Origin of the sequence: Corynebacterium faecale (genome assembly GCF_030408735.1) — a bacterium.
Lineage (GTDB): Bacteria > Actinomycetota > Actinomycetes > Mycobacteriales > Mycobacteriaceae > Corynebacterium > Corynebacterium faecale.
On sequence record NZ_CP047204.1, the window covers coordinates 530,947 to 544,100 of the forward strand.

The window sequence follows — 13,154 nt, forward strand, 5'->3', positions numbered from 1 at the left end:
ATAGTGGAAAGCACCAGGCATGACGGGGAGGTTGTCCTGGCCGAGTCATTATCCAGCTTGTTTCCTGTGCACCCACTCGACTTCCGGCGCTGGGCGCCCCGCCTGAGATCCCCCCTTGCACCATTGTGTACCGGAGCTGGTGGCAGAATGAGAAACCATGAATCTCTTGACCACCCGCATCGATCTGGATGCCATCGCCCACAACACCCGTCTGCTGAAAGCCAGGGCGGGCACGGCGAAGCTGATGGCTGTGGTCAAGGCGGACGGATACAACCACGGCATGAATCAGGTGGCGCCGGTCATGGCTGCCAATGGCGCGGATGCCTTCGGTGTGGCCACCCTCGATGAGGCACTCGCCCTGCGCGCCGGCGGCATCACCCAGCCCATCCTGTGCTGGATATGGGGCCCGGAACAGGACTGGGCCGCGGCGGTTGCCGCCGACATTGATCTTGCGGTGATCTCCCCGCACCATGCCAGAGTGCTTGTCGACGCACCCCCCACCTCCCGCAGGATCCGCGTATCCATCAAGGTGGATACTAACCTGCATCGTTCCGGTCTTGATGAGGAGGACTGGGATGAGGTGTTTTCCCTACTCCGCGATGCCGAACATATCGAGGTCACCGGTGTGTTCTCCCATCTGTCCTGTGCCGATGACCCGGATGACGGGGAGACTGACCGCCAGGCGGAGGTGTTCCGTCGCAGCATCACCCGGGCCCGCGAACTCGGCCTGGAGGTGAAGGAGAACCATCTGTGCAACTCTCCGGCCACCCTCACCCGCCAGGACCTCCACTTTGACCTGGTCCGCCCCGGCGTGGCGCTGTATGGCATGGAACCGGTCAGCGGACTGGATCACGGCTTACGTCCCGCCATGACCTGGGTCGGGGCGGTCACCGTGGTGAAGCCCATAGCCCAGGGGGAGGGCACTTCCTATGGCCTCACGTGGCGCGCAGACTCCGATGGTTTCCTCGCCGTGGTGCCAGCAGGTTATGCCGATGGTGTGCCTCGCATGGCACAGGACCATCTCCGGGTGAACATCAACGGCCACTATTATCCCCAGGTGGGCAGGGTGTGCATGGATCAGTTCGTCATCTTCCTGGGCAGCAATCCCCACGATGTCAGTGCGGGTGATGAGGCGGTCATCTTCGGTTCAGGAGGTATGTCCGCCACCGAGCTGGCAGATTCCCTGGGCACCATCAACTATGAGGTCATCTGTCGTCCCACCGGACGGACCGTCCGCGAATACACAGGAGAAGGTCAATGAAACCAGGTTTCCCCGAATCCGGTACCCAGCGATTCGAGACAGCCCCCGACACCCAGGCCTTCGGGGAGCAGCTCGGTGGTGTTCTCGAAGCAGGCGATGTGGTCATTCTCGATGGGCCACTCGGTGCGGGTAAGACCACCTTCACCCAGGGCATCGCCCGCGGACTGCAGGTCAGGGGTCGGGTGACCTCACCCACCTTCGTGATCGCCCGCGAACACCGTTCAGAGGTGTCCGGTCCCGCGCTCATCCACGTGGATGCCTACCGTCTCCTGGGTGAAGACCCGGACGATGTGGATTCCGACCCCATCGGTGCACTGGATTCCCTCGATCTGGACACGGACCTGGACACCGCAGTGGTGGTCGCCGAGTGGGGCGGGGGACTGGTGGAGCAGATCTCCGACGCCTATCTGCTCATCTCCATCGACAGGGAAACCGCGGTTGCGCAAGACCCTGATTCGGAGGCGCGCATCTTCACCTGGCGCTGGGTTTCCGGACACTGACCCGCACAGCGCCCGGCAGTTCTGTATGTGTTGTTTTATGTCTGACACTGCGGGATTATGGGGAGTAGTGAAAAATTACTCCTGAAGCCCGTGGTGAAAGTGGAGTTGGGATCACGGGACGCTCGGAGTTACCCCCATTCGGTGAGAGTCCCCTGACCTGTTGAGGAGTGGTCTAATCGTGCTCGATTTCTTCGCGGCGAACCCCCTGATCGCACTGGCTGTGATCCTGGCTGTGGGTCTGGCCATCGGACGGATACGCTTCTTCGGCCTGTCCCTCGGTGCCGCTGCGGTCCTATTCGTGGCATTGGCGGTGTCCACCCTGAACCCGGATATCCAGATCCCGGCATTCGTGTACCAGCTCGGCCTGGCGATGTTCGTTTATGTCATCGGGATCTCCGCTGGACCAGCCTTCTTCCGCGAGTTCCGATCGCGGGGATGGAAACTCACCGTCTTCATGATTCTCCTGCTGATATCCATGACAGCGCTGGCCTGGGTCCTGGTTCGGATCTTCGGACTGGGTGCGGGCGCCGGCGCAGGCATGTTCGCTGGTGCCCTGACCTCCACCCCGGGTATGGCCGCGGTGGTCCAACTCATCGACCCTGCGCAGGCGGGTGAACCGGTCATCGGATATTCGCTGGCCTATCCCGGCGCGGTACTGGGGTCGATCCTGGTGGCGGCGATCGGTGCGAAACTCCTCAAGGTGGATCACCGGGAGGATGCGCGCACCGAAGGGCTTGTGTCAGAGCCGCTGGTGTGGAAAGGGTTGAGGATCGGGGAGGGGATCACCGGCAACATCGGTGACCTTGCACGGTTGTCCGGCCAGGAGATTATCGCCACCCGCATCGTGGAGGATCCGCACGAACACCGTCTGGCGGATCCCTCCCTGCCGGTGAAGCCGGGGATGGAGCTGGTGATCAACGGAACGGTCAATGCTGTTGATCGGGCGATCGAGGCCCTGGGTGCGGAATGCGACACCAAGATCGAGGACACCGAGCTCGTCTACTCCCGCTTCACCGTATCCAACCCGGACATCGTGGGGCATACCGTCGCTGAGTTGGACCCGGTGGCCAATGGTTTCATGATCGCCCGGATTCGCCAGGGCGACACCGAGATCGTCCCGCACCGGGACACCGTGCTCAACTACTCCGACCGCGTCCGCGTTGTGGCTGCCCCGGGTCGTATGAGTGATGTGAGGCGCTTTCTCGGGGATTCTGAGAAGTCTCTCGGTGATGTCAACCTGCTGCCCTTCGCCATCGGCCTGTCACTCGGTCTGCTGCTCGGTGCCATCCCGATCCCACTTCCAGGTGGCACCACCATGTATCTCGGTTTCGGTGGTGGACCCATCGTGGTCGGGCTCATCCTCGGTGCCCTGAACCGCTCCGGCCCCATCACCTGGCAGCTGCCCTTCCATGCCAACAGGACCATCTCCACGTTGGGGCTGGCACTGTTCCTGGCAGGTGTGGGCACGTCTGCGGGTGTGGGTTTCCGCGAGGCCCTGACTGACCCGAAGTCCTTCGTGTACATGGGTGCGGGTTTCCTCATCACCATCACCTCGGCGTTGGTGTGTGCAGCGGTCGGCATGTGGCTGCTGAAACTGCGGTGGGATGAATCCATGGGTGTGGCCGCCGGCGCCACCACCAACCCGGCGATCATTTCCTATCTCAACGATCAGACCGGAACAGACCTGGCGAACAGAGGTTATGCCACGGTGTATCCCACAGCAATGATCGGCAAGATCCTGGCCTGCCAGGTGTTGTTCCTCCTGTTGTAGTACCGCGGTGGCCCGGCACGCCCAAAGCCGGATCACCAGGAAGAATCGTGCGGGGGCAGGACCGTGTCCACCCCCGCGCGTAACCTTGGGGTCATGACTGACATGACCACCATCCACCTGGGCGATCTCCGTCTGGATTCCCTCACCCTCACTGTCCCACTGACCGCCGACGACACCGATGACCGCACCATCGATATCTTCTCCCGCATCGTGACAAAGAAGGGTGGGGAGGACCTTCCGTACCTGGTGTTCCTTCAGGGTGGTCCGGGTGTTGAGGCCCCCCGCCCCAGCCTTGAGCCCCTGAACCCGAGTTGGCTGGGAACAGCCCTGACACATTTCCGGGTGGTCATGCTGGATCAGCGTGGCACCGGCCTGTCCACCCCGGTGGGGGACGCGCTCCTGGCTGAGCACAGCACAGGGGACATCGTTGACTACCTCAGCCATCTGCGGGCCGATGGCATTGTCCGTGACTGCGAGGCAGTCAGGGAGGCACTCGGGGTCCGGACCTGGAATGTGCTCGGTCAATCCTTCGGGGGTTTCACCACCCTGCATTATCTCTCCACACACCCTGATTCACTGGATCAGGTGTTCATCACCGGTGGCCTCAGCGCGATTGACCGGCCGGCCGAGGACATCTACGCCAATTCCTACCGGCGCATGCACCGCAACTCAGAGCAGTACTACCGGCGTTTCCCCGAACACCGTGCCATCATCGGTGACCTGGTCGCCCGGGCACGCGCCGGGGAGATCGTCCTGCCCACCGGCGAGGTGGTCTCTGAATCCAGGTTCCGCTCCTTAGGTCATCTGCTCGGCAGCAATGACGGCTGGCTGGATCTCTACACTCTCCTGGAACTGGATCCGGCCTCCAACGCCTTCCTCCACGATTTGAGCACCCTGCTGCCCTATGGCAACCGCAACCCCCTCTACTACGTCCTCCATGAATCGTCCTATGCCGATGGCGTGGTCACCGACTGGGCAGCCGAACGCGTTTACCCGGAGGAGTTCCAGGCGGATCCCACCCTGCTCACCGGCGAGCATGTCTTCCGGGAGTGGGCCGATACCGTGCCGGCCCTGCGCCCCTGGAAGGATGTGGCACTCGCGCTCGCACAACAGGAATGGCCGAAACTCTACGATGCCCGGGCACTACAGGCATCAGGTGCCAGGGGCGCCGCGGCTGTCTATGTCAACGATGTCTTCGTGCCCCTGGACTACTCACTGGACACCGCGGAATACCTGCCCGGCGTGCAGCTCCACATCACCAGCGAACATGAGCACAATGGCCTGCGTGCCAGCGACGGCGCTGTACTCGCTCACCTCATCGATCTCGCGCATGGCCGGAAGGTACGCTGACTCCCTGTGTTAGTACTAGCGATCGACACCTCAACCCCGGACCTCATCGTCGGCATCGTCAACTCCGAGACCGGAGATACCGTTGGCCAGCGCATCATCGAAGACACCCGGGAGCACAATGAACAGCTCACCCCGATGGTGCAGGAAGCCCTCTCTGACGCCGGCCTGACCTTCCCTGACCTCGGAGCCGTGGTGGTCGGATGTGGGCCCGGCCCGTTCACCGGACTGCGCGTGGGAATGGTCTCCGCCGCAGCCTTCGGCGATGCACTGGGCATCCCGGTGCACGGTGTATGTTCCCTCGATGCCATTGCCCAGGGCATTGATTTCGACGCCACCCCCCACGCACTGGTGGCCACTGACGCCCGCCGCAGGGAGATCTACTGGGCCACCTATACCCAGGGCATCCGCACTGATGGGCCCGATGTGGTCGCGCCGGGACAGTTGGAGCTTGACCGGGCGGTCGATGTCATTTCCATCCCGGAGCACCTGGGGGAGAAGTTGCCGGAGGGGCTCGGGGGCGTCGACAAGCTCACGTTGAAACCGCTACCCGCCAACCTGGTGGCGGTGGCCGACCTCGCCACCACTCCCGAGGCACTGGTGCCGATGTATCTGCGCCGACCCGATGCCAAGGAACCGAAACCAAAACCGAAGTCACCGGCCATCCCGGAGGTGGAGCTATGAGCACCGAACAGTTTGAACTCCGTGAACTACGCCGTGAGGATGCCCAGCGCTGCGCCGACCTGGAACGGCAACTGTTCCCCGGTGACAATCCGTGGCCCCGGGATGTGTTCCTGGTGGAGTTTTCACACCCCACCACGTTGTATCTCGGAGCCTTCGAGGACGGGTTCCTGGTCGCCTATGCGGGTCTGGCGATGATGGGGCCGGTGGAGGATCCTGAATTTGAGATCCACACCGTCGGCGTGGATCCGGAGTACCAGCGTCGGGGCCTGGGGCGGGTGCTCATGGATCAGATGATGACCATGGCGGACAGTCACGACGGCCCGGTATTCCTTGAGGTCCGGACCGACAATGATGCCGCGATCGCGATGTATGAGGCCTTTGGTTTCACCACCCTGGCCACACGCAAGAATTACTACCGGCCCTCCGGTGCGGACGCATACACCATGCAGCGCCCGCGGTTGAGTGACCGGCGGAGTTCCGGGAATTCAGGGGACAGGACTAACCTCTAAGTCATGATTGTCCTGGGTATTGAGAGCTCCTGTGATGAAACCGGCGTCGGCGTGGTCAGGTTGGATGAGCAGGGACATCTGACCATCCTGGCGGATGCCGTCGCCTCATCCATGCAGGACCATGCGCGTTTCGGTGGTGTCGTGCCGGAGATTGCCTCCCGTGCGCATCTGGAATCCATGGTTCCTGTCATGCGTGAGGCACTCAACCGTGCGGGTATCGCCAAGCCAGATGCCGTGGCCGCCACCGTCGGGCCAGGTCTGGCTGGTGCGCTGTTGGTGGGGGCGAGTGCCGCCAAGGCCTATGCCGCGGCCTGGGGTGTGCCGTTCTACGCGGTAAACCACCTCGGCGGCCACGTCGCAGTAGCCAATCTGGAAGGTGAAACCCTCCCGCATTCGGTGGCTCTGCTGGTCTCCGGCGGGCACACCCAACTCCTTGAGGTGGATGCTGTGGGATTGCCCATGAAGGAACTCGGGTCCACCCTCGATGACGCCGCCGGTGAGGCCTATGACAAGGTCTCCAGGCTGCTCGGTCTGGGTTATCCGGGCGGGCCGGTCATTGATAAACTGGCGCGCCGTGGCAACCCGGAGGCCATAAAGTTCCCACGCGGGTTGACCAAGAAATCAGACTCCCGCCACGATTTCTCCTTCTCCGGACTCAAAACCGCGGTCGCCCGGTATGTGGAGGCAGCCGAGCGCAACGGGGAGATCATCTCAGTGGAGGATGTGTGCGCCAGCTTCCAGGAGGCGGTGTGTGATGTACTCACCTTCAAAGCGGTGCGTGCCTGCCAGGATGTGGGCGCTCGTGTGTTGTTGCTCGGTGGTGGTGTGGCTGCGAACTCCCGGCTCAGGGAACTGGCGCAGGAACGCTGTGCCGCCGCAGGCATCGAATTACGCGTTCCCCGTTTCAACCTGTGCACCGATAACGGCGTGATGATCGCGGCGCTCGCGGCCCAACGCATTCACGAGGGCGCCGGTGGTTCACAACTCAGTGTGGGAACTGATCCTTCTTTATCCGTTGAGACCCCACAGGTGTTTTCAACAGCCTAGACTTAATCGGCATGAAGTCTGTGTTCACCGTCGGCCAGATCCGACGTGCAGAAGAACGACTATTCGCAATACAAAACGACCCCGATGAACTGATGATCTCCGCTGCCGCCGCCGTGGCCGATGTGGCTCTGGCGATGGTGGATGGGCCCGCTGCCGACGACAGCGGTGAGGACCACTTTGGCGAAGACCGTATTCTCCTCCTCGTCGGCTCCGGCGGCAACGGCGGTGATGCACTTTATGCCGGTGCCTTCCTCCGCGAGGAGGGTTATCAGGTGGATGCCCTACTGCTGGGCGGGGACCGGGTGCATGAGCCCGCCCTCCGGCATTTTCACCACCTCGGTGGCACCGTGGTGGACACCAGCCCCGATCCCGCTTCCTATGATCTGGTCATCGACGGCATCCTCGGCATCGGTGGGCGCGGGGGAATTGATGCGGATACCGCCCAGTTCGTGGAACGTATCTACTCCGCCGGTGTGCCGATCCTGTCGGTCGACGTCCCCAGTGGCATTGAGGCGGACACCGGCTCCGTTCCGGAACCCATCATGATGCAGCTGGCGGGATACGCCGAGGGAGCGCCCATTGCCCGGCAGTGCATCCCCACCCACATCAATGCTGATGTCACCGTCACCTTCGGTGGTCTGCGTCGCGCGCACGCGGTATCCATGGCCTGCGGTTATGTGTTGTGTGCTGATATCCGTGTGGAGGGCGGCGGGGGTCTTAATCTCTCCACCGCGCTGCAGGACATCCAGCTCAAGGACGCCAGCCCCACGCTGTACGCCTCCACCGCCTGGCGTGATGTCAGTGCGGAGATATCGGTGCCTGGCGCCTCACCCATCGGGGCCCAGTTCATCATGCTGGATGTGGAACCGGCCCCTGATTCCGATAAATACACCGGGGGAGTGGTGGGCATCGCCGCGGGCAGCGAGGACTACCCCGGCGCAGCGATTCTCGCATGTGCTGGTGCGGTGCGCGCAACCAGCTCCATGGTGCGGTTCGTCGGGGACAGCGTCGCCCGCAACCAGGTGATCGCCGCGTTGCCTGAGGTGGTCGTGTCCCCGTCGGTGGAGGAGGCCGGCCGCGTCCAGGCATGGGTCTACGGACCCGGTCGGGGCACAGGTGCTGGCCAGGCGGCAGAACTCGCCGGGCTCCTGGCATCCCCCGAGCCCGTGCTTATCGACGCCGATGGCATCACCCTCATCGCCCAGTCGCCGGAGTTACGGTCCACGGTGCGCCATCGCTCATCCCCCACCGTTCTCACTCCCCACAAAGGGGAGTTCGAACGGTTGGCGGAACCACTGCGCGCCGACGGCAGTGAGATCCCCTCCGCCGACACTGACCCCATCGGTGCCACCCTGGCGATGGCGGTGGCACTCGACTGTTGTGTGCTCCTCAAGGGCAGATTCACCATCGTGGCGACCACCGATTACGCCTATGTGGTCAATGCCGGTCATTCGTGGTCGGCCACCCCTGGTTCCGGGGATGTGCTCTCCGGTCTCATCGGTGCGCACCTGGCACAGAGTTATGTGGAGCTGACCCGCCTGCCGGAGTTCATTCCGGACATGGAGCTGCCTCCAACAGCGGTGTATTCATTGGTGGCGCCCGCGGTGAGTATTCATGCGGTGGCGGCGGCTTTGTCGGCGCGTACCGAGTTCGGTCCGGCACCCACCTCTGCATCCCGCATCGCTGAGGCCATCTCCGCGGCGACCGCCCGGGTCAACATCAACCGGATCATGAACGCCTGATGAATTCTTAGGCCCCAGGTCGCTGTTTCCCGGCCCACCCGGTTAATTGAAGGCATGACCAGAGGATTTCTTGTTAACCCCGACCTGACCCACCGTTCCGTTGAGTTTGAGCTTGTATCGGCTGCACAGTTCCTGGGTGGGGCCGATGATGCCCGGGTATCGGTAGCTTTCCAGGAAGATGGCTCCACCTACGCAGCTCTGTACAATTCCGAGGCCAGGGCGCTTGGTGCCCACGCCAATCCGGTGGCTTCCCTGGGGCGGATGGAAGCCGCCACCGGAGATTCTGCGTTCTTCAGTGATCCCACCACCGCCATCTGTGGTTCGGTGATCTTCATCGGCGCGGAGGGTGATGATGTCGGTGATGCGGAGATTGAACGCATCATGGATGGTATCCGTGCAGCCAGGCATTACCGTGAGGATTATCCGGAGGAGTTCCAGCTCTGGCGCAACGCGGTGTACAACATGCGTGACCGGGACCTGGAGGCCCACTCGTCTTAGTCAGAGCAAATCTGTTGCAGCAGGCCTCCACATCCGGGTGTGTGCGGGGCCTGCTGATTTTTAGTGGCTGTGGGGGTGTTCGCGACCAGCGAACACCTTTAGCACCCTCTGCGGTTGAGTGCTGGCACTCGCGAAGGTAGAGTGCCAGTAGGTTGTTTGACACACAGTTGTTCACCCGCGACGACGGCTGTGCTGGAAATCCACAACCGGCACAACAATCACACTCTTTTCTCATGGAAGGATTCATCGTGGCAAACGTCAACATCAAGCCGCTCGAAGACAAGATCCTGGTTCAGATCAACGAGGCTGAGACCACCACCGCCTCCGGTCTGGTCATCCCGGACTCCGCTAAGGAAAAGCCACAGGAAGCCACCGTCATCGCCGTGGGCCCAGGCCGTTTCGATGACCAGGGCAACCGCATCCCACTGGACATCAAGGAAGACGACGTTGTCATCTTCTCCCGTTACGGTGGCACCGAGATCAAGTTCGACGGCGTGGAGTACCTCCTGCTGTCCGCACGTGACATCCTCGCCATCGTCGAGAAGTAGGGGATAGTTCATGGCAAAGCTCATTGCTTTTGACCAGGACGCCCGCGAAGGCATTCTCCGGGGCGTCGATGCCCTGGCTGACACCGTCAAGGTCACCCTCGGTCCCCGCGGCCGCAACGTGGTCCTGGCTAAGGCGTTTGGTGGCCCGTTGGTCACCAACGACGGTGTCACCATCGCCCGTGACATCGATGTCGAGGATCCTTTTGAGAACCTCGGTGCGCAGCTGGTCAAGTCTGTTGCAGTAAAGACCAACGACATCGCCGGTGACGGCACCACCACCGCAACCCTGCTGGCCCAGGCGATCATCGCCGAGGGTCTGCGTAACGTTGCAGCCGGTGCCAACCCGATCGAGCTGAACAAGGGTATCGCAGCAGCAGCTGAGAAGACCCTCGAGGAGCTCAAGGCACGCGCAACGGAGGTGTCCTCCACCCAGGAGATCGCCAACGTGGCCACCGTGTCCTCCCGGGATGAGGTTGTCGGCACCATCGTGGCTGAGGCCATGGAGAAGGTCGGCAAGGACGGCGTAGTCACTGTCGAGGAGTCCCAGTCCATCGAATCCTCACTGGATATCACCGAGGGCGTCTCCTTCGACAAGGGATACCTGTCCCCGTACTTCATCAATGACACCGACACCCAGACGGCTGTGTTTGATGATCCTGCGATCCTCCTGGTCCGCAACAAGATCTCCTCCCTGCCGGATTTCCTTCCGCTGCTGGAGAAGATCGTGGAGTCCAACCGTCCGGTCCTCATCATCGCCGAGGACATCGAGGGCGAGCCTCTGCAGACCCTGGTGGTCAACTCCATCCGCAAGACCGTCAAGGCTGTCGCCGTGAAGTCCCCGTACTTCGGCGATCGGCGCAAGGCGTTCATGGATGACCTGGCTGTTGTCACCAACGCCACCGTGGTTGATCCCGAGGTCGGTGTCACCCTCAACGAGGCCGGCACCGAGGTTCTTGGAACCGCACGTCGTGTCACCGTCTCCAAGGATGAGACCATCATCGTGGATGGCGCGGGTTCCGCTGAGGCTGTGGAGAACCGCCGCCAGCAGATCCGCCGCGAGATCGAGACCACGGATTCCTCCTGGGACCGTGAAAAGGCTGAAGAGCGTCTGGCCAAGCTGTCCGGAGGTGTCGCCGTCATCCGTGTCGGTGCCGCCACCGAGACCGAGGTCAACGAGCGTAAGCTGCGCGTCGAGGATGCCATCAACGCGGCCCGCGCCGCTGCACAGGAGGGTGTGATCGCCGGTGGCGGTTCCGCTCTGGTGCAGATCGCGGAGACCCTCAAGGTTTATGCCGAGGAGTTCGAGGGAGATCAGAAGGTGGGCGTCCGCGCCCTGGCGCTTGCTCTGAGCAAGCCCGCCTACTGGATCGCCGCGAACGCCGGCCTGGACGGTGCCGTGGTTGTCGCGCGCACCGCCGAGCTGCCGAACAACGAGGGCTTCAACGCCGCGACGTTGGAGTACGGCAACCTGGTTGAGCAGGGTGTCATTGACCCGGTCAAGGTCACCCACTCCGCCGTTGTCAACGCAACCTCTGTTGCACGCATGGTGCTGACCACCGAGGCCTCCATCGTGGAGAAGCCTGCGGAGGAAGCTGCAGCCGGTCACGGCCACAGCCACCACCACTAGTCGCACACGGTGACGTGAACTGACCGGCCTGGTTTCCAGGCCGGTCTTTTGCTTATCGACGCATCACTGCCATCGCCTTCAATACCACCGTCATGATTTCCGCGTAGGCCTTACGATTCAGCGATCGTGGCCCACGCAGCTGCATGAGCTTCTGCTCAGAGATATTTTGCACCTGGGTGTATTTCAGTAGGCCGTCCGCGCCATGGCGGGCAGCGAGGCCTGAATCCTTGGAACCGCCCAGTGGTGTATCCAGATTTCCCCAGGTAGCTGTGTAGGCATCATTGATGTTCACTCCACCGGACTTGATCAGGGGAGCGGCAGCACGGGCCGTTTCTGGGGAGGCGAATATGGCGGCGTTGAGACCATAATCCGTGTCATTTGCACGGACGATGGCTTCGGCGAGGTCCTCCACAACCTCGATATAGACCACCGGCCCGAATACCTCATTGCGGTAAAGTTCCATGTCCCCGGTGGCGCCGGTGATGACGGTGGGCTCAAAGAAATAGGGGCCCAGATCAGGACGCGCCTTGCCACCGCAGAGCACCGTGGCACCCTTGTCCACGGCATCATCCACCATTGTCTGGACGTTATCCAATTGTTGGCGGGATGCCAAGGAACCCATCTCCACCTCCCAGTTGAAACCGGCGCCGATCCGTGAGTGCCTGATCCGGTCGACATAGGCGTCCACAAACTTCTGATAAACAGAATCCACCACGTAGATCCGCTCTATGGAGACACATAGCTGGCCCGAGTTGGAAAGTGTGCCATGGACGGCACCATCCACGGCTTTGTCAAGGTCAGCATCACCCGCAACGATGAGCGGGTTCTTGCCACCCAGCTCCGCGGAGAAATCGATGAGCCGACGGCCGGCGGTCTCGCCCAGGATGCGGCCGGTCTTGGTGGAACCCGTGAACATGAGGTAATCACAGTGCTCCGAAATGGCACCACCCACCACTGGCCCCTCACCGGTGACGGTCTGAAAGAGGTCACGTGGGAGGCCGGCATCATAAAGCAGGCTGGTTACCAGGAGAGATGTGAAAGGGGTTTTGGCGTCTGGCTTGGATACCACTGCATTACCTGCCAGTAGGGCGGGAATCGCGTCGGAAATGGCCAGGGTCAGGGGATAGTTCCATGGGCTGATCTGCCCCACCACACCAAGCGGATAGTGATGCTCAAAGGTGGAGGATAGGAAAGGGACGGTACCGTGGCGGCGTTTCGGCTTGAGTAGTTTCTCGGCTGTCCTGCCGTAATAATCAGCGGTGGCGGCGACATCCATCACCTCATCGAAGGCTGCTGCACGGTTCTTGCCCGTTTCCAGCTGCACCACGTCCATGAGCAGTTCCCGGTGCTTCAGCACCGATGAATGAAAGGTGCGGAAGATGGAACGTCGTAAAGCATGGGGAGTCTCATCCCAGGAACGCTGCGCCACGCGGGCGAGTCCGAAAGCCTTGTCCACACACCTGGCGTCACCTTCCGGGATCTGTCCAATGGTGTCACCGTTGAAAGGAGATTCCACGGCGATCCGCGTGGTCGAATCAGAGGTGATCAGACCAGTCAGGTGTTGGTGCAGGTCGTGGGGGAGGGCTTCGAGTTTGAGTCGGCGTGGGTACATCCACCCCA

The 13,154-nt window shown here is 62.1% G+C and carries 12 protein-coding genes; 11 read left to right on the forward strand and 1 reads right to left on the reverse strand.

Annotated features, from left to right (window positions below; genetic code table 11):
* Positions 1-157: 157 nt before the first annotated feature.
* The 11 genes from alr to groL all read left to right on the forward strand — a co-directional run bounded on the left by alr (position 158) and on the right by groL (position 11,534).
* Positions 158-1,261, forward strand: a complete 1,104-nt coding sequence (gene alr / locus CFAEC_RS02475; RefSeq protein ID WP_290278485.1) for an alanine racemase — start codon at positions 158-160, stop codon at positions 1,259-1,261.
* On the forward strand, positions 1,258-1,761 hold the full coding sequence (gene tsaE / locus CFAEC_RS02480) for a tRNA (adenosine(37)-N6)-threonylcarbamoyltransferase complex ATPase subunit type 1 TsaE (protein WP_290278487.1): 504 nt from the start codon (positions 1,258-1,260) through the stop codon (positions 1,759-1,761). Before alr ends, tsaE begins: the two co-directional genes overlap by 4 nt.
* Before the next feature lie 178 nt (positions 1,762-1,939).
* A complete protein-coding gene (locus CFAEC_RS02485) occupies positions 1,940-3,532 on the forward strand; it encodes an aspartate:alanine exchanger family transporter (protein ID WP_290278490.1) in 1,593 nt (530 codons plus the stop codon).
* A gap of 93 nt (positions 3,533-3,625) precedes the next feature.
* Positions 3,626-4,882 (forward strand): alpha/beta fold hydrolase, encoded by a 1,257-nt coding sequence (locus CFAEC_RS02490; RefSeq protein ID WP_290278492.1) that lies wholly within the window; start codon positions 3,626-3,628, stop codon positions 4,880-4,882.
* Between the two features lie 6 nt (positions 4,883-4,888).
* Positions 4,889-5,563, forward strand: a complete 675-nt coding sequence (gene tsaB, locus CFAEC_RS02495) for a tRNA (adenosine(37)-N6)-threonylcarbamoyltransferase complex dimerization subunit type 1 TsaB (RefSeq protein ID WP_290278494.1) — start codon at positions 4,889-4,891, stop codon at positions 5,561-5,563.
* The gene (rimI, locus tag CFAEC_RS02500; RefSeq protein WP_290278496.1) at positions 5,560-6,072 is read left to right on the forward strand and encodes a ribosomal protein S18-alanine N-acetyltransferase; all 513 of its coding nucleotides are present in this window, start codon (positions 5,560-5,562) and stop codon (positions 6,070-6,072) included. The genes tsaB and rimI overlap by 4 nt, the downstream gene beginning before the upstream one ends.
* Before the next feature lie 3 nt (positions 6,073-6,075).
* Positions 6,076-7,119 carry a tRNA (adenosine(37)-N6)-threonylcarbamoyltransferase complex transferase subunit TsaD gene (tsaD, locus tag CFAEC_RS02505; RefSeq protein ID WP_290278497.1) on the forward strand — a complete coding sequence of 348 codons (1,044 nt, stop codon included), beginning with the start codon at positions 6,076-6,078 and terminating at the stop codon, positions 7,117-7,119.
* Between the two features lie 11 nt (positions 7,120-7,130).
* Positions 7,131-8,861: a bifunctional ADP-dependent NAD(P)H-hydrate dehydratase/NAD(P)H-hydrate epimerase gene (locus CFAEC_RS02510; RefSeq protein ID WP_290278499.1), complete on the forward strand. Its 1,731-nt coding sequence runs from the start codon at positions 7,131-7,133 to the stop codon at positions 8,859-8,861.
* A 54-nt stretch (positions 8,862-8,915) separates the two neighbouring features.
* Positions 8,916-9,359, forward strand: a complete 444-nt coding sequence (locus CFAEC_RS02515; RefSeq protein ID WP_290278502.1) for a hypothetical protein — start codon at positions 8,916-8,918, stop codon at positions 9,357-9,359.
* 248 nt (positions 9,360-9,607) lie between these two features.
* Positions 9,608-9,907, forward strand: a complete 300-nt coding sequence (gene groES / locus CFAEC_RS02520; RefSeq protein ID WP_290279785.1) for a co-chaperone GroES — start codon at positions 9,608-9,610, stop codon at positions 9,905-9,907.
* A 10-nt stretch (positions 9,908-9,917) separates the two neighbouring features.
* Positions 9,918-11,534 (forward strand): chaperonin GroEL, encoded by a 1,617-nt coding sequence (gene groL, locus CFAEC_RS02525; protein ID WP_290278504.1) that lies wholly within the window; start codon positions 9,918-9,920, stop codon positions 11,532-11,534.
* Positions 11,535-11,586: 52 nt separating this feature from the next.
* Here the strand turns inward: groL and CFAEC_RS02530 are convergent, their stop codons facing one another.
* Complete coding sequence (locus CFAEC_RS02530; RefSeq protein WP_290278506.1) at positions 11,587-13,146, reverse strand: succinic semialdehyde dehydrogenase; 1,560 nt, start codon at positions 13,144-13,146, stop codon at positions 11,587-11,589.
* Between the last annotated feature and the right edge of the window lie 8 nt (positions 13,147-13,154).

Bases quoted from the DNA above. Each gene is read 5' to 3' on its own strand.
- groL (WP_290278504.1), top strand. From the start codon at position 9,918: ATGGCAAAGCTCATTGCTTTTGACCAGGACGCCCGCGAAGGCATTCTC.
- tsaD (WP_290278497.1), top strand. From the start codon at position 6,076: ATGATTGTCCTGGGTATTGAGAGCTCCTGTGATGAAACCGGCGTCGGC.
- CFAEC_RS02530 (WP_290278506.1), bottom strand. From the start codon at position 13,146: ATGTACCCACGCCGACTCAAACTCGAAGCCCTCCCCCACGACCTGCAC.
- tsaE (WP_290278487.1), top strand. From the start codon at position 1,258: ATGAAACCAGGTTTCCCCGAATCCGGTACCCAGCGATTCGAGACAGCC.
- alr (WP_290278485.1), top strand. From the start codon at position 158: ATGAATCTCTTGACCACCCGCATCGATCTGGATGCCATCGCCCACAAC.
- rimI (WP_290278496.1), top strand. From the start codon at position 5,560: ATGAGCACCGAACAGTTTGAACTCCGTGAACTACGCCGTGAGGATGCC.
- CFAEC_RS02515 (WP_290278502.1), top strand. From the start codon at position 8,916: ATGACCAGAGGATTTCTTGTTAACCCCGACCTGACCCACCGTTCCGTT.
- CFAEC_RS02510 (WP_290278499.1), top strand. From the start codon at position 7,131: ATGAAGTCTGTGTTCACCGTCGGCCAGATCCGACGTGCAGAAGAACGA.
- CFAEC_RS02490 (WP_290278492.1), top strand. From the start codon at position 3,626: ATGACTGACATGACCACCATCCACCTGGGCGATCTCCGTCTGGATTCC.